General features: G+C 44.4%; 8 protein-coding genes. All 8 read left to right on the top strand.

Going from position 1 to position 17,123, the window contains the following annotated elements:
- Positions 1-683: 683 nt before the first annotated feature.
- The 8 genes from DOD25_RS03515 to DOD25_RS03480 all read left to right on the top strand — a co-directional run bounded on the left by DOD25_RS03515 (position 684) and on the right by DOD25_RS03480 (position 17,121).
- Positions 684-8,279: an FIVAR domain-containing protein gene (locus tag DOD25_RS03515; RefSeq protein WP_112928696.1), complete on the top strand. Its 7,596-nt coding sequence runs from the start codon at positions 684-686 to the stop codon at positions 8,277-8,279.
- 92 nt (positions 8,280-8,371) lie between these two features.
- Positions 8,372-11,560, top strand: a complete 3,189-nt coding sequence (locus DOD25_RS03510; RefSeq protein WP_112928694.1) for a bifunctional [glutamine synthetase] adenylyltransferase/[glutamine synthetase]-adenylyl-L-tyrosine phosphorylase — start codon at positions 8,372-8,374, stop codon at positions 11,558-11,560.
- An 81-nt stretch (positions 11,561-11,641) separates the two neighbouring features.
- Positions 11,642-11,875, top strand: a complete 234-nt coding sequence (locus DOD25_RS03505) for a hypothetical protein (RefSeq protein ID WP_004119032.1) — start codon at positions 11,642-11,644, stop codon at positions 11,873-11,875.
- Entirely contained in the window at positions 11,875-12,207 is a 333-nt protein-coding gene (locus tag DOD25_RS03500; RefSeq protein ID WP_004119033.1) for a type II toxin-antitoxin system RelE/ParE family toxin, read from the top strand. Before DOD25_RS03505 ends, DOD25_RS03500 begins: the two co-directional genes overlap by 1 nt.
- 141 nt (positions 12,208-12,348) lie before the next feature.
- Positions 12,349-13,584 (top strand): aspartate carbamoyltransferase, encoded by a 1,236-nt coding sequence (gene pyrB / locus DOD25_RS03495; RefSeq protein ID WP_004119034.1) that lies wholly within the window; start codon positions 12,349-12,351, stop codon positions 13,582-13,584.
- 55 nt (positions 13,585-13,639) lie between these two features.
- Positions 13,640-15,052, top strand: a complete 1,413-nt coding sequence (locus tag DOD25_RS03490) for a dihydroorotase (RefSeq protein ID WP_112928692.1) — start codon at positions 13,640-13,642, stop codon at positions 15,050-15,052.
- A 34-nt stretch (positions 15,053-15,086) separates the two neighbouring features.
- Positions 15,087-16,130, top strand: a complete 1,044-nt coding sequence (gene pyrF, locus DOD25_RS03485; protein WP_004119036.1) for an orotidine-5'-phosphate decarboxylase — start codon at positions 15,087-15,089, stop codon at positions 16,128-16,130.
- Between the two features lie 94 nt (positions 16,131-16,224).
- Positions 16,225-17,121 (top strand): dihydroorotate dehydrogenase electron transfer subunit, encoded by an 897-nt coding sequence (locus DOD25_RS03480; protein WP_004106407.1) that lies wholly within the window; start codon positions 16,225-16,227, stop codon positions 17,119-17,121.
- Positions 17,122-17,123 lie beyond the last annotated feature (2 nt).

The raw sequence follows: 17,123 nt of genomic DNA, 5'->3' as shown, positions 1-17,123 counted from the left end.
GTCGCTCTGGCTGTTAAAGATTTTACTGTCTGCTTTGTTCTTAAAAGAATGTTGCTTCCTCAGTCCTCTTTTATTGCTCGTAAAGAAATCCCCCCAAACTCTGCATGCTAGTTCGTTAATAACCGTGCCTTATCACAGAGATTTTTCGATTTTTCTTCTTCGCTCGACGAATCAGCAGCCTGCGGCTCTGACGTTCGCCTCGTTCAGTGCGAAAAATCTCAAATCTCTACCACGTGAATATCCACACGACCGAGTGGTAGTGAGTATTGAAATTTAACATAGAGTGTGTAATGTATACAAATACGCAAAAATGTATAAATGCATAAAATAATTGCGTTTTATACTAAACATGTGTTTAGAATCACCATTAAAACTGTAATCTAGCTTACATTTGTTATGAAAGTTTTCGCCCCAAAAATCTGCTAAAAATGTTGGAATAAAGCCTCTGGGGGGGGGGGGCTTCATAGGCTATACATTATAACAAATACGTTGCAAAATATTCGTATATTCGGTATTATTGAATGTAAATCTCAATAAAAGAGATTGCGCTTTTGAGAGCTGAGCAGAAGTTTCATATGTATTTGACCGTAGTTCGATCAGCGTTTGATTACTGCACAAAGCTCTTCACTAATAAATTCATAAAGACTTGTTCAGAGAGAATCTGGTATTCAAGGAGATACACAATGGCTAATTCAAATTCCGGAAGGCATGCACGCAAGGTTACATTGGATGCTGCAGTAAGTAATGCGATTGCTAAGGCTGTGGATGCACGCAAGGTGGCAGCATTTACGGTTGGAGCCGCTGGCGTGTTGGCTGGTGCGGCGTTCGCTTTTGGAGCAACTCCGGCAATGGCGGCGGAGAATGGTGCTGCGGCTGGTGCGGCTTCGGTTCCTGTTGAGGCTGGTAAGAAGCCTGGTGTTGAGGCTGAGAATAAGGATGCTGCTAAGTCTGATAAAGCTAAGGAAGAGGTTAAGAAGAATCAGACTGATGTTAATAAAGATTCTGAGCAAAAGTCTGAAGAAAAGAAGCAGCCTGAAGAGAAACCTGGCAAGACTAATCTTGAAAAGAAACTGGCTAACAAAACGAAAACTTCTACGCAGTCTGTAGTAAAGGTTGACGGTGAGGCTGGTGTTACTGAGACTGAACAGAAGACTGCGAGTGTTGAGTCTGTAGATAATAAGGCTACAGATAGCACTGCTGCTACTGATAAGACTGCAAATAGCACTCCTACAGCAAATTCCGCAAGGAAGCGTTCAAAGCGTGCAACGGTTGAAGATAAGCAACTTGATGATACTAAGCCTGAAAATCAGGATCGCGCTTCTAATGATACAGCAAATCAAGATCTTAATAAAATTACGCCAGCTGCTCAAGCAGATGGAAGCACCAAGATTGAAATTAACGATAATAATGCTGACTCTGTACCAAATGCGTATGCTTGGGGAAGCTCAGACAACACGTATAGCGTAAATGGCGAAAAGCACACTGTTACTTTCCATTTTGCAGCTCCAAAAGATGGTAGCAAGATTACCAGTATTGCTATTTTCCCTGCTAGGACAAATGGTTTCAATAATGCAAAAAGTGAGAGAGGTATTGATTTTTACTCGAAAGATCCAAACAAACATCAAGCCTATTCTGGCGAATATATATTTACTGCTAATTCCGATGGATCTGCAACTCTTACGATGAGCACTCTTTTTAGGGATGGTAACCTTAATGGCGGTGCTGAGAAGTATACAGCCAGTCGCTCTATTTTCGTGTATGTAACTAAAGATGGTAGTAATAAAGAAACTATTGCTTATAAAACAAACGTATTTCGCGCTGTAACGCTTGTGCCGCCAAAGACTTCCGGGTCAGTGGTGCTGAAATATAATCAGCCTCTTACGGCAGAAAAGGTTCAAGCAGCAATTACTGAAGCTGGCAATATTAATACTGAGCGTAGCGATAAAAAGTCGGTAAATGATCAGCTTTCTGGAGCGTTTACGCAAAATATTAACGTAAAAGCTGATGGTGCTTACGACAAGACTACGTTTAATGCTATTAATGCTAAAAAAGCTGGCGATGATAATACTTACGTAGTTGGCGCGAAGACGCTTAACACTTATATGGTTACGGATTTGGGCTTTAAGTCGCAAGCTATTCCGCTTACCGTTGCGCGCTACGATGATCGCATTGACAAGCCGATAGTTGAAGACCCGTCTAATCTTTCGACTGAAGTTAAGGAAGAAATTAAGACGAAGCTTGCCAAGATTAATGGCGTTACAGCAGATAAGATTTCGTTTGATGGAGATAATGCTGTAATCCATTTTGACGGCGTGGATGAAAAAGATGCTCCTAAGATTGCTCTGCGTGACCTTGTGTTGAAGAAGTTTACCGAAGATCAGATTAAGGTTCCTGCAGAAAGTACCGCAACTGTTATCTACAATCCACTCGCTTACTCTGATGCTGAGATTAAGAGCATTAAGAAGGCTATTTACGAAGCTAATAAAGACAACACAGAGCTTGGATTAAGCGCTACCGACTACGAGAAGCAGATTACGCTTTCGTATCTTACTGGCAATCTTACTGCGGCTGGTCATGCAAATCAGGGCATCTCGAATGGTCAGGCAGAAAATACTATTACCGTTAAGATTAAGACCGATAAAGCGGTTGCTGAGTTTAAGTCTGATGTAAAGGCTGGCAAGCTCACGCGTTTGGCGGATATTCGCAAAGATTACGACGTTTCGTGGAAGAATAATAAAATTGCCGGCCGCGACACCGACGAAGGCCTTTCGTGGAGCGAAGACCACAAGACCATCATTTACCGCTACGACCCAACTAAAGCAGAAGGGTTTGATACAAATAAGATTCTTAATTTGTTGAAAGCTACGCCGAAGGATGGCAACGCTGGTTTGCGCGAGCTTACTGGTGGCGAAGCTCTTGCTCATGAAGGCGATAAAGAAAACGCGCAGAAGTCGCATGTGGGCTACGTGATCGACAAGAACGGCCAACCTACAACTGAGTTGTCGCTCGGCAATATGAGCGGTGCTTATTGGCAATATAGTCAGAATGTTTCTAATTCTGGTGAAAATCTTGGCGATTCTGAATCGAATGCAGGATCGTATTCCTGGGATGAAGAAGCTAAGCCGGTAGTAGTTGCTGCTAAAGGAAACAAGGTATATAAAGCGCGCCTGTTTGTTTTGCCGTATGGATTGACGATGTATAGAAACATTTACATCGAAAATGGCAAAAACCCTGGGAATACGCCTAAGGCGATTAACGTTATCTTTGTGCCGCAGACGAATCATAAGACAAGTGATTTGAAGAAGTCGGTTGAGGATCACAAGACTACCCATGTTGAGGGTAAGGAAGTTCCTACTGATTCTGCATACTACAACGCTTCGGACAAGGTAAAGAGCGACTATGATGATGCGTTGAAGGTTGCTAAACAAACGCTTGAAAAAGTTGGTAACACAGCTGATGCTGATTTAACCGAAGCGCTTAAGGCTGAGGTTGATAACGCAACCATTAAGCTGGAAAAAGCTCGCAAAGCTCTTGATGGTGACGCTACCAAGAAAGAGGAGCTTAAGAAATCCATCGATGAGAACGGTAAAGCTGCAGAAGGTCAGCAAGCTGCTACAGGCACGCAAGCAACAAACCAGTTCAAGAATGTGAGCGATCCTGACTTTAAGAAGTCAGATGGTTCTGCCGACACCGACAGGAACGAAGCTGCTAAGAAAGCAAAGACAGCTTACGATGAAGCACTTCAAGCTGCTGAAGCTGCAAGGGACAACAACAACGCCACGCAAAAAGACGTTGACGCTGCTAAGGCAAAGCTTGATGCTGCGCGTAAGGAGCTTGATAAGTACAGCACCAACAAGGATGAGTTGAATAATGCAATCGCTCAGCATGGTAAGGTAAAGACTGGTGATACGTCTAAGCAAGGCGAGGAGAAGCTCAAGACCGCTGACCCAGCATATCAAAACGCAACTGAAAAAGAGCGTACAGCTTATGATAACGCTGTAAAGAAGGCAAACGATCTTTCTAAGGATCCAAGCGCTTCTCAAAAGGACGTTAATGCAGCTATTGATGAGCTTCAAAAAGCCAAAGCAGCTCTTGACGCTAAAGCAACCGATAAGTCGCAGCTTATAACTGCCGAAAAGCTCACCTTTGATAATCCTAATAATGATGCAAGCAAGCAGAGTACCTTCTACAAGAATGCCGCTGCGAAGAAAGACACCGACCCTGCTGCTAAAACTGCTGTTGAAAACTATGACACTGCGTTAGCTAAGGCTCGTGAGGTTCTTAAGAAAGATAATGCAACTCAAAAAGAAGTTAATGATGCTAAAGATGCATTAACTAAGGCCGAAAACGCTCTGCATGAGAATTATAAGTCCGATGCTAACGATCTTACGAAAGCTCTTGCAGACAACTTTAGCGGATATCTGATGCCAGCCTACTTCAACGCTTTCGATAAGGCGCAAGCTGGAGACACTGATGCTAAGAAAGCATTCAAAGATTACAACGATGCTTATCAAAAAGCTAAGGCTCTGAAGGAAAAGTTTGCTAAAACTAATCCAGCTGAGCAGCCAACTGCTACAGACATCGCCGATGCAAAGAAAGCTCTTGAAGATGCTCGTAAAGTCATCGACAAGTATGCAACTAATACCAGCAGGCTTTCGGCAGCTGTGTTTAATGACCTTGCTATAAAGCTCAGCCCTGCGTATAAGAATGTATCTGAAGCTGATGCAAGCGCGGATGCAAAGGCTGCTAAGAAGAAGTATGACGATGCCGTAAAGAAGCTACAACAGGCGCTTGAGAAAAAGATGCCTAAGGATCAAGCAGATGGTAATGATATTCCTGATACAAATACTCCTGATAAGGATGGCAACCCTGACAGCGGAGACTACCTGAAGAATATTCAGGCACACGCACAAGGCGAGCCTCTGGATAGGGATGTTGACGCTATCCTTAAGGAAATGAACGCTGCAGCTGCTGAGTTGAATAAGTTTGCAACCAAGACTGACGCGCTGCTTAAGTCTGTTAACGAGGATGATGCAACCAAGCAGACTCCTGCGTATAAGAATGCTTCTGTGCCTGATTTCAAGAATGATGATGGCACTGAGAATGCAACTAAGAAAGAAGCAGCTAAAAAGGCTGTAGACGATTATGGCAAAGCTCTTAATGAAGCTAAGGAATTGCTCAAGAATCCTGCTGCAACTCAGAAGGAAGTCAATGATGCGTTGAAGAAGCTTGATGAAGCACGCAAGGCTCTCGACGCTTACAACACCGACACCGCCAAGCTTGTGGAAAGCGTAAAGAAGCACGGCTCTACAGAGGGCCCTGCAGCTACAGAAGGAACGCAAACTTCTGATGCGTATCGCAATGCGTCTGATCCTCACTTCATGAAGGCGGATGCAACTGACCCAACTAAGTTAGTTGAAGATACCGAGAGGAACAACGCTGCTAAGGAAGCCAAGAAGGCGTATGATGAAGCTTTGACAAAAGCTCAGGAGCTTTTGAAGAAGCATGACAGCGCTGACACGCCGCAAGACGCAAAGCCAACTCAAAAAGACATCAACGCCGCACTTAAGGCTCTCGACGATGCTCGTACTGAGATTGAGAAGTATAAGACTGTTACTACTGATCTTGAGACAGAAACTAAGAAGTCTACTCCAGAGCATGCTGCTGTTACTGAAGGCGACTTCGAGAATACGCCTGAGTTCCAGAATGCTGATGCTAAGAAGAAGGATGGCGCTGACGGTAAGAAGGTAGACAATGATGATGTGAAAGCGTACAAGGATGCTTTGGCAAAGGCACGCAAGTTGGCGCAAGATAACACATCCAATACGCTCAGCGATCATCCAACTCAGAAACAGATTGATGATGCTCTTGAGGCCTTGAAGCAAGCTAAGCAAGCTATTACCGACGGCTATAAGACAAACGTTGATAAGCTTAAGCAAGCTAAGGAATACGCAGAAGATGTATTCAAGAAGACTCCTGAATACAAGAATGCTGAAGCAATCAAGGCTGACGCTAACAACGCAAAGCATGATCAGGCTGGAAAGGACTTGGGCGATGCTACTAAGCAAACTGGTTTTGAAGGTCAGATTGCTAAGATTGCTGAAAAGCTTAAGGATACTAGCAAGCTTACTCAGCGTGAGGTTGATGCGTTAGTAAAGCAGCTCAATATTGCTCAGAAGAAGATTGCTGACAGCTACAAGACCAACGTTGACAAGCTTAATAACGAGGTCGGTGATAAGGATCAAGACGGCAAGCCTGTAACTCCTAAGTTTGAAGAGTCGATTCCGTACAAGAACGCTCTTGAAAAGAAGAACGCTGGCGACGCTGATGCGACTGCAAAGCTGGAAGCTTACAACGAAAAGCTCAAGGCTGCGCAGGAACTCATCAACAAGGTGAATAATCCTGATCCAAATGTTGAAGCTGATAAACAGCCAACTCAAAAAGAAGTTGATGATGCTCTTAAGGCTTTGCAAGATGCTAAAAAGGCAATCGACGACAGCTTCGGTACTAAGATTGACGATTTGAAGACTGAAGCTGCGAAGTCTACTGCCGATACGACAGATCCTACTGCTAAGCCAACTGCTGGGTCATTTGAGAGTACTACTGAGTATCAGAATGCGCTTGCTAAGAAGACTGATGACGGCAAGGATAATGCTGACGTTACTGCTTATAAAGAAGCGTTGAAGAAAGCTAGGACTTTGCTTGAAAAGTTTGGTGATGACGGTAAACCAAAGCCTGGTGCTAAGGATGTTCCAACTCAGCAAGAAGTTGACGAGGCTCTTAATAATCTGAAGGAAATTAAGGATAAGATTACTAAGAACTACGTCACTAGCCCGCACGACTTGCAAGAAGAAGTTGATAAGTCTAAGGACGGCAAGGACGACACCAGCACCGACGTGTTCGAGAACACTCCAGAGTTCAAGAACGCGACTGCGAAGGGTGATGAAGCTGCCAAGAAGGCACTAGATGCCTACACCGAAAAGCTCAAGGCTGCCAGGAAGCTTCTTGATGCCTTTGATCGCACTACTGGCAAGCCAAAGGGTAAGCTTCCAGACGGCATGGATAAGGCTCCAACCCAGCAGGAACTTGACGCTGCTTTGAAGGATCTTCAGGATGCCAAGAAGAAGATTACTGACGGCTACAAGACTAATAAGTCTGATTTGAACACTGAAGCTGGCAAGGATTCTGACTTCACTAAGACACCTGAGTACGTAAATGCTCAAGCTAAGGGTGATGACGCGTCTAAGCAGGCTCTTGAGGATTACAAGAAGGCTCTTGAGGATGCGAATAAGGTTCTCGGCGATAAGAATGCAACCCAGGCTCAGGTTGATGATGCTTTGAAGAAGCTTCAGGATGCTAAGTCTAAGCTTTCTGATGGTTATAAGACTGATAAGACTGATCTGACTGCTGAAGCTGGTAAGGATTCTGATTTCACTAAGACGCCTGAGTATCAGAATGCTCAAGCTAAGGGTGATAACGCGTCTAAGCAAGCTCTTGACGCCTACAAGAAGGCGCTCGAAGACGCTAACAAGGTTCTCGACGATAAGAATGCAACGCAGGCTCAGGTAGACGAGGCTTTGAAGAAGCTCCAGAATGCTAAGAAGAAGCTTATTGATTCTAATAAGACTGATAAGTCTAAGCTTCAGACTGAGGCGGATGCTGATGCTAAGTTCCGTGATTCTGTATTCTTTATGATTGGAATGACTGAGGATATTGACGCGTATAACAAGGCTTTGGCTGAGGCTAACAGTGTGCTTGCAGATCCTAACGCTACTCAGGCTCAGGTTGATGAGGCTTTGAGGAAGCTTCAGGCTGCTAAGGATAAGATTAATCACCCGTTTGGTATTGATAGTGGTGTTGGAAGCGGCTCTGGTTCTGGTGTTGGTTCTGGTTCTGCTGCTGGTGTTGAGACTAGTGATTCTCAGAGCGCTTCGGTTGATAAGACTGCTTTGCGAGTCGAGGTTAATAATTCTGAAGCGGATTCTTCTGCTGCGTCTAAGGCGAATACTGCTGCTGCTAGAGCTTATGTGAGTGCTTTGGCTGAGGCTAAGCGTGTGCTTGCTGATAAGAATGCTACTCAGGCTCAGGTTGATGCCGCTTTGAGGAAGCTTAAGAACGCTAAGGCTGCGTGGCGTAATGCTTCTGGTGCTTCCGGTAATGCTAGTGGTCTTGCTAAGACGGGTGCTGCAACTGGCTTGTTTGCAAGTCTTGCCGCAGTCTTCTCCGGACTTGGTGTTGCAGGCATAGCTTCTCGCCGCCGCAAGCACTCTAACGAGTAGTCTTGCGCCGTAATTAAGCAAATTCCCTCGCAGGTTATCTTCCGATAATCCGCGAGGGATTTTTGTACACCACCACAATGTAAAGTTGCGGTATGGAAAGTGCGAACATAACAGATAGTGCAACTACTGAAACCAACTGCAACGAAAGCAGTACGAACTCTTCCGCACTCACCTCAAGAAGCCTTATTAAAGCCGGCTTTTCTCGCCCGGATGCCGCACGTTGCGCAATGATGGCAATATGCAAAAACTGCAATAAAATATCGTTTGAAACACTACTAAGAAGCGCGCTTACAGTTGAAGATCCAGATTCTGCATTGCTTTCATTGCAAGATTTAAGTGAAGCATACCCCGAAATAATAAATAATATTTCAACTTCAAATTCGCAAATATCTGACTCATTAACAAGCCTAATGCAAGTATTAGGTGCGTCTAACGCGTTGGCAATGCTTATGCGCACAAGGCCTAATCTTATAAAAGCTGCAGCAAATGACCCGAATCATCTTTTTGCAATGACTAGGGAAGAACGCGTAAAAGACTTACTCGAAGCAATACAAGCTTACACTGCAACAGTTGTTTCTTCTGAAAGCAGCGATTCTAACACAATTTACTTAACATCACTCGGCTTTGCACAAGCAGTTTCTGCGCTTCGTGCGCGCTACCGTGAGCATGTTGCTGCAATTATGGCAGCTGATTTAGCGAGCGCTGACCCTGTTGAAGTGCAGCCAGATATTAGTCGTAAGCTTTCCGACGCTGCCGATGCTGTTTTAGAGGCAGCGTTGTCTATTTCGCGAGGACAGGTTACTGGTTCTTCCGCATGCAGATTTGCGATTATTGCTATGGGCAAGCTTGGAGCGCAAGAAATTAACTACGTTTCCGATATCGATTTGATTTATGTTGTGGAGCCTGCGGATTTAAGCAACAAGCAGAACCAGGATGCTGCTTTGCGCGTTGGTGTTTCTATGGCAATGGTTTTGCAAAAAGTATGCCAGTCGGTGGTTATGGGCTCTGTGGAGCCTCCGCTTTGGCAGATTGATACTGCGCTTCGCCCGGAAGGTAAGGATGGTCCTCTTGTTCGTAGGCTTGATTCTCATAGAGAATATTATGAAAAGTGGGCGAGTAGCTGGGAGTTTCAGGCGCTTTTGAAGTCGCGCCCTGCAGCAGGGGATACGGATCTTGGAAAAGCTTATCGCGATATGGTAGAGCCGTTTATTTGGAAGGCTTCTGGTCGTGAGCATTTTGTAGCTGACTGCCAGCATATGCGTCAGCGTGTGGAGTCGCTTATTCCGGCTTCTCAACGCGATTTGGATATGAAACTTGGTAAAGGCGGCTTGCGCGATGTTGAGTTTACTGTGCAAATGCTGCAGCTTGTGCACGGAAGTGAGGATGAGTCGCTTCGAGTAAGGGATACTATTTCCGCTTTGCAAGCGTTGGCTCAAGGTGGCTACGTCTCTAGGTCTCAGGCGGCGCTATTGGCAGAACACTACCGTTTTGAGCGTGTTCTTGAGCATCGTCAGCAAATGTGGAGTATGCATCGCACGCATTTGTTCCCAGATTTGGGTGCGCAAGGAAACGGCGGCTTGGATCGCGCGCGCACAATTTCTACAGAGCAGCTTAACAACAATGAGCAGATTTGCCGACTTGCTCGTGCTGTGCGGCTTCGTCCGGAAGAGTTAGTTGCGCGTTTTGATAAAGCTCGTCGTGAAATTCGGCACTTGCATAAGGATATTTACTACCGTCCGATGCTTCCTATTAACGCTCAAACGGATGCGGATCCTATTGTGCTTTCGCCGGAGGCTGCTCGCGCGCGCTTTGCTTCTATTGGTTTTGCGGATGCTCGCGCAGCACAGTTGCATGTTGAAGCGCTTACAGAGGGGCTTTCTAGGGCTGCTAAAATTCATAGAATTTTGCTTCCGGCAGTGTTGAAGTGGCTTGGCGACGGGCAGAATCCGGATATGGGTTTGCTTGCGTGGCGGCGTCTTGCGGAGCGTTTTGGCGGAAAAAATACGTATCTTGGTTTTTTGCGTGATTCTCCTTCCGCAGCTCAGCGTCTTTGCCACGTTTTGGCGGATTCGCGCTATCTTGGCGACGCTATGATGCAGTCTATGCAGTCTATTACTTGGCTTGGAGACGACGAAGCGTTATCTGCGCGCGATAGGGCAAGTCTTGACATGCAAACTAGTGCAATGGTTGCGCGTTATGCAAGTAATATTGCGGATTTTGCGCAGTCTTTGCGCGCTCTTCGCCGGCAGGAAATTGAGCGAGTAGCTTTAGCTTGGATGTGTGGTCTTATTGATGACGATACTTCTATGCTTGCAATGAGTGATGTGTTTGATGCTATTTTAGATGCGACTTTGCAATGGTCTATGCGTGAAGCTGTGTCAGTCATGAATTTGAATGCTCCTCAAGCTGAAATTGCTATTATTGCTTTAGGTCGCTACGGTGGTAAAGAAGTAAACTTCTGTTCTGATGCAGATATTATGGTAATTTACAAGCCGGTTGGTGAAGATTGCGATTTAAACGCAGCTCACCGCTTTGCGCAAAAAACTGTAGATATTTTGCGTAATATTTTGCAAGGTCCTCTTACACTTGAACCAAAAATCATGGTCGATTTGGATTTGCGTCCGGAAGGAAAAGACGGTCCGCTTGTTCGTTCGCTAGAATCTTGCGAAAAGTATTATCGTCAATGGGCTAGCACTTGGGAGCATCAAGCGTTGTTGCGAGCGCGTTTTGCTGCAGGTTCTAAGGAGTTGGCGGATGCTTTGCTTAACGGAGTTGTAAACGAATTGCGTTACGCTGCAAATCCTCTTAGTGAATCTCAGCTTGCTGAAATTCGTAAGCTTAAAGCTCGCATGGAAGCGGAGCGTTTACCTCGAGGAGTTAGTAGGGACAGGCATTTGAAGCTTGGTCGCGGCGGTTTAAGCGATGTTGAGTGGACTGTGCAATTGATGCAATTGCAATATGCTTCAAAGCATGAATCTTTACGAGTAGTTGGAACTATGCAAGCGTTGAAAGCATTGCAATCTGAGCATTTTATAAGCGACGAGGATGCTGAAGTTTTAAGCCGCTGCTGGCATATGTGTTCTGCAGTGCGCAACGCAAACTTCTTGTGGTCTGGATCAATGGCTCGCGCAGATATTATTCCAACTGACTCGTATTCTTTGGGCGGAATAGCAACTTACCTTGGCTATGAGCCGAATCAGGGCCGCGTTTTTGAAAACGATCTTTTAGCAACCATGCGTCAGTGCCGCGAAATCATGTCTCGTCTTTTCTACGGTCGCTAATCATTTCATCTTTAGTCGCTTTACATTTATTGTTACATTATTTGTTTTAGATTATAATTACAGGACGGGAGGTGATTTTTAATGAAAAATGCAGTAATAAGTAATGATGTAAAAGAAAGAGCTAACTCTTCAGTTTTTTATGCTGATGCTTCTGCACTTATAAAACAAGCAGTCAGTAGTGAAAATTTAGAAGAAAATGACGAATTATTATCTACTGATTTTGCTGCAAAACTTATGCACAGTTATAAGCAGTCAGTTTCTGGTTTAGCACGCCCATATGCGGATGTTTTTGCTGAGTTAGAAAAGGGCTTGTAATGAGTTCTTTTAATATTCTTGTTACTCAAGATGCAGAAAATGATTTAAAAAATATAAGAGACTATATTGCATCTAATATCTCTAAGAAAACTTCCGTAAGAATTATTAATCTTATTAAATCTAGTATTGAAAGACTGTCTCTTTTTCCTCAGTTTGCGCCTGCAGTCAAGTATGAGCCTTGGAATTCACTTGGCGTGCGTCGTATAGTTGTAAAGAATTTTCTTGTTTATTACAGAGTTGTTTTAGAAGAAAATACAGTTTATATTTTGAAGGTTACTTATGGTAGGCGTAATCAACAAACTGTATTGGAACAAATAGATTTATTAGATTGAATGCTTATTAAATGTTGCATAATAAGTTATAGTTGTTCGCCACTCCGTATATAAATTCGTCAACGCTAATCAGTAAAATTACGTAGGTCGCGTGTGGTTGCGACCGTCTTGCCAATTGACGGAAGGTGAGCGGTACTTATTATGACGAACGCAATTTCTAGTTCTTTGCATCAAACTTTTTCTCGCAGCACAATTGCAAATTCTCTAGCTGGCAAAAGTGTTGTTACATTAGATGATATTTCAACTGCGCAAATACGAATGCTCTTAGACAAAGCGCGATACATTGATTCGCACCGTAAAGAAGTGGCTCACACTTGCGATGGCAGAGTGTTGGCCACTCTTTTTTATGAGCCGAGCACGCGCACTCGCTTAAGCTTCGAAACAGCAATGCTGCGTTTAGGTGGAAAGGTAATCGGTTTTGCAGGTGCGCAACTTTCTAGTGCAAGCAAGGGTGAAACTGTAAACGATACTTTGAAAGTCGTGTCTAACTATGTTGATGTTGTTGCAATGCGTCACCCAAAGGAGGGTGCTGCTTTTGTTGCAACGCAAGCTGTGAGCACGCCTATTATTAACGCAGGTGACGGCGGCCACATGCACCCAACTCAAACTCTTGCAGACTTGGCAACTATTCTCGCGCGATTTGGTCGCCTTAATAATCTCACTGTCGGCTTGTGTGGCGACTTAACTTATGGACGCACAGTTCACTCGCTTATTGAAACTTTGTGCCGCTTTGGAAACGTTCATTTTGTGCTGATTAGCCCGGATGAGCTTAAAACTCCGCAGTACGTAATCGACCGCATTAATGACACTCCTTCGTGCACTTACGAAGAAACTCGCGACTTGATGGAAGTTATTGGCAAGCTTGACGTGCTTTACATGACCCGCGTGCAAGAAGAGCGTTTTACGGATCGCGAGCAATACTTGCGACTTCGTGACACGTACATTTTGACTGAAGAAAAATTGCAAAAAGCAAAGTCGCATATGCCTGTGCTGCATCCGCTTCCTCGAATTAACGAGATTTCTGTTGACGTTGATGACGATCCTCGCGCAGCATATTTTGAGCAGGTTAAAAACGGTATGCTTATGCGTATGGCTTTGGAAAGTTCCGTTCTTGGAGACGAGCTTTGCGGCTACGAACCAACTGATTTTGTAAACGTGCCAGAAGACGAATTGCAAGCAGTTGACGCACACGGAATTTCATTAACGGATCCTCGCGTGCACGTAACAGACGTGAATGCGCCTGAAGATCTTACTTGCCCGAATCCTCGTTGCATAACAAACAGCGAACTAACTCTTAAACGTAAGTTCTACAAAGCTGATTCCGTAAGGCAAGAGTATCGTTGCATGTATTGCGACGAAGAAGCAGAAACTAAATAAAAAATTTAATAATATTATTATATAACTGTAAAAATTACGCAAAACCAGGAGTGAAATGAACGAATCAGGCACCTTAACTTTGCGCAATATCTCTGTGTGGGATACTGGCGAACGTATTGATCTTATTGTTGATGGCGTTCGTCAGGATGCCCTTATAGAGCAGAATGCGCGCGTTACTGGCGATATTGACGCAAGTGATTGGGTTGTTGCTCCTGGTTTTGCAGATCCGCATGTGCATTTTAGAGATCCAGGACAAACAGCAAAAGAAACAATGATGACCGGCAGTGAGGCTGCGGCGGCTGGCGGTTATACGCAAGTTTTGATTATGCCAAATACTGTTCCAGCTCTTGACGGCGAGCCTTGGGAAGATGCTCCATTTGATGTAGATAATGTAGTTGACTATTTGCAGCGCTATGGTTGCATTTACGGCGTAAAATTGCCAGTTCGCTACGATTTGAGCGTGTGCGCATCATTGGGGCGTAAAGGCTTAAAACCAAGCAATATTGAGCTTTGGAAAAAGTATGTTGCTGGAATCGACGATGACGAAAAAACTTCTCCTATGAAAAAGCACCCGATTACTGCTATAAGCGACGACGGTGCTGCAGTGCCTGAACCGATTTTGCGAGATGTGTTAGCTATGGCAAAACAAACTGGTTTGCCATTCGTGGAGCATTGTGAGCATCATGATACGGGAGCTGTGAACGAGGGTCCGGTCGCAAAAATGCTTGGTGTTGGTGGAATTCCAGTTTCTACTGAGCTTGCAATTGTTCAGCGAGATATTGATGCTTCCCGCGAAACTGGCGTACATGTGCATTTCCAGCATGTGAGCACTGCTGCTGCGTTTGAAGCTATTCGTAAGGCAAAGAAAGAGGGTTTGCCGATTACGTGCGAAACTGCGCCTCACTATCTAGCTTTGTGTGATGAGGATGTTTTGCGATATGGTGCTATGGCTAAGATGAATCCTCCTCTTCGTTCAAAAGCGGATCGTCAAGCAACGCTCGCTGCTATTGCGGATGGCACAATTGACATGATTGCAACAGATCACGCGCCTCACACTGCGGAAGAAAAGTCAGGAAATTTTGCAAGCACTCCTAACGGAATTATTGGGCTTGAGTGCGCGTATGGCGTGTGCCGCAAAGTTTTGGTTGATGCAGGATATACGGACGATAAGCATTTAATCGAATTAATGGCAGTAAATCCAATGCAATTGATGAGCAGAAGACCTACTGATATTGCGGCTTTGCTTAACGTTTCTTCGCGATGCGCAAACAAGCGAACGCTGCGTTTAAGTATTACTGAACACCCTGAAAACGTTGATTTAGTGCTGATTAATATGCGCGAAAATTGGGCGGTTGATGCAAATTCGTTCCATTCAAAAGCTCGAAATACTCCTTTTGATGGATGGCAACTTACAGGAAGGCCTGTTGCGACGATTATTGGTTCAGAAATTGCTTTCTCGAGAATGTGATTGATTAAATATAAATTTGGAATGGTAGTAAATTATGGACGAACTTATTGAAGCGATTGCAGCCAAGCAAAATCCTAGCGTAGTGGGCTTGGATCCTAAGCCTGGAATTGTTCCTGCCGAAATTATTAGCTCTCTTGCGGACGAAGTTTTGCAAGAAGTAGAAGGCGAGGATGCGCTGCCAACGCTTTTAGCTACAGCTTATTTTGAGTTTAATCGTGCGATTATTGACGCAGTTGCAGATTTTGTGCCGGCTGTAAAGCCGCAAATCGCTATGTACGAGGCGCTTGGTCCTGCAGGTATCGATACTTACGCAATGACCTGCGAATACGCAAAATCGCAAGGATTAGTTGTAATAGGTGACGCAAAGCGCGGAGATATTGGCTCTACAGCTGGTCAGTATGCGGCTCATTTAAGCGGCTTCGCTAATCTTTCTGCATATTTTGAAGACGAAAATGCGACTGATAACGCACTGCCACAATCTCTTAAAAATCTTCTAAAAAGCTCTAAAAATCTTGACGTTTGGCATGAAGATTCGCTTACAGTAAACCCTTATATGGGTTCGGATGGAGTGAAGCCTTTTATCGATGAAGCATTAGCGTACGATAAAAGCATTTTTGTGCTGCTTCGCACTTCGAATCCTTCTAGCAAGGAGCTACAGGAGCTTATTTTGCAAGATGGCAAGCCAGTGTATGAGCATATGGCGGATTTGATTGAGAACTGGGGTGCTTCAAGCATTGGCAAGCACGGTTATTCAAGAGTTGGCGCAGTTGTAGGTGCCACGCATCCGCAGGAGGGCAAGCATTTGCGCGAGATTATGCCGCACACTTTCTTCCTTGTTCCAGGCTATGGCGCTCAAGGCGGTACAGCTCAAGATGTTGCAGGAATGTTTGATGCAAATTCTGAAGGCGCTATTGTAAATTCTTCGCGCGGTATTATTGGTGCTTGGAAAAAGTCTGAAGATTACGCTAAAAATCAAGGTCATATGTCTCTCGATGACATTCTTGATATTGTGCGTGATTCTGCAGCTGTTGCTGCGAAAAATATGCGTGACGACTTGCGAAATGCAGTGTATCGCTAGAATGTATAACTAAAATAAATATAACTAAAAATATAATTAAAATTAAAAATAAAACGCAACGGTACAAAACACATACAAGGGTAGGGGAAACCACATGAGTGATGGCATGTTTATTCCAACGCGAAAAGCCTCTGGAAACGCCATAATTACGTTACGTGAAGACGCTTTTGATTCTTCCGGCTCAAGTTCTGCAGACGAAAGCAATAATGCAAAATATTCGCGCCTTTGGGGGCGCAGAGCTGTAGAAGTACTCAATAATGAGAAGCTAGACGAAGGCGTGTACCGTTTAACTTTGCGAGATTCTGAGATTGCTAAAAAAGCTGCTCCTGCGCAATTTGTGAACTTGTATTCCCCTGATCCAACTGCTATGCTTCCGCGTCCTTTTGGAGTTGCAAGCGTAGAAGGCGATACTTTTACTTTGATTTTTGCTGTGATTGGCAAAGGCACTGCTAAGTTTGCTGAGCTTAAACCAGGAGATAGCATTGACGCTCTTGGACCTTTGGGACTTGGCTTTAATATTTCCAAACCTGCACATTATGTGTTGGTTAGTGGCGGCTTGGGCGTGCCACCTATTTTGTGTGCTGCTCAAGCGCTTTCAAAGCGTGAAGATTCTAGCGTAACGGCAGTGCTTGGCTACCGTAACAAACGTTTTGCAGATGATTTAACGAAAGAATATATTTCAGACGTACACAGTATTACAAATGCTGAAGGAACTGTTATTACACTTCTTGACGAACTTGAAAAAGTTAAGCATTTTGATTTCGACGACGATTTACCAACGGTTATTTTGTCTTGTGGTCCTTTGCCTATGATGAAAGCTGTAGCTCACTGGGCGCATGAAAGAAATATTGAGTGCCAGCTCAGTTTAGAAGCGCGTATGGGTTGCGGATACGGAACTTGCGTTGCTTGCGTTGTTGACACTTTGGAAGGCAGGCTGAAAGTTTGCAACGACGGTCCTGTTTTTGATGCGAATCGTTTGGGTTGGGAGTAAAA

It is taken from the genome of Gardnerella leopoldii (assembly GCF_003293675.1).
GTDB lineage: Bacteria > Actinomycetota > Actinomycetes > Actinomycetales > Bifidobacteriaceae > Bifidobacterium > Bifidobacterium leopoldii.
Note: the sequence above shows the minus strand (reverse complement) of the source record. Positions and strands in the feature narration are given on the sequence as shown.

Bases quoted from the DNA above. Each gene is read 5' to 3' on its own strand.
- DOD25_RS03515 (WP_112928696.1), top strand. From the start codon at position 684: ATGGCTAATTCAAATTCCGGAAGGCATGCACGCAAGGTTACATTGGAT.
- DOD25_RS03510 (WP_112928694.1), top strand. From the start codon at position 8,372: ATGGAAAGTGCGAACATAACAGATAGTGCAACTACTGAAACCAACTGC.
- DOD25_RS03505 (WP_004119032.1), top strand. From the start codon at position 11,642: ATGAAAAATGCAGTAATAAGTAATGATGTAAAAGAAAGAGCTAACTCT.
- DOD25_RS03500 (WP_004119033.1), top strand. From the start codon at position 11,875: ATGAGTTCTTTTAATATTCTTGTTACTCAAGATGCAGAAAATGATTTA.
- pyrB (WP_004119034.1), top strand. From the start codon at position 12,349: ATGACGAACGCAATTTCTAGTTCTTTGCATCAAACTTTTTCTCGCAGC.
- DOD25_RS03490 (WP_112928692.1), top strand. From the start codon at position 13,640: ATGAACGAATCAGGCACCTTAACTTTGCGCAATATCTCTGTGTGGGAT.
- pyrF (WP_004119036.1), top strand. From the start codon at position 15,087: ATGGACGAACTTATTGAAGCGATTGCAGCCAAGCAAAATCCTAGCGTA.
- DOD25_RS03480 (WP_004106407.1), top strand. From the start codon at position 16,225: ATGAGTGATGGCATGTTTATTCCAACGCGAAAAGCCTCTGGAAACGCC.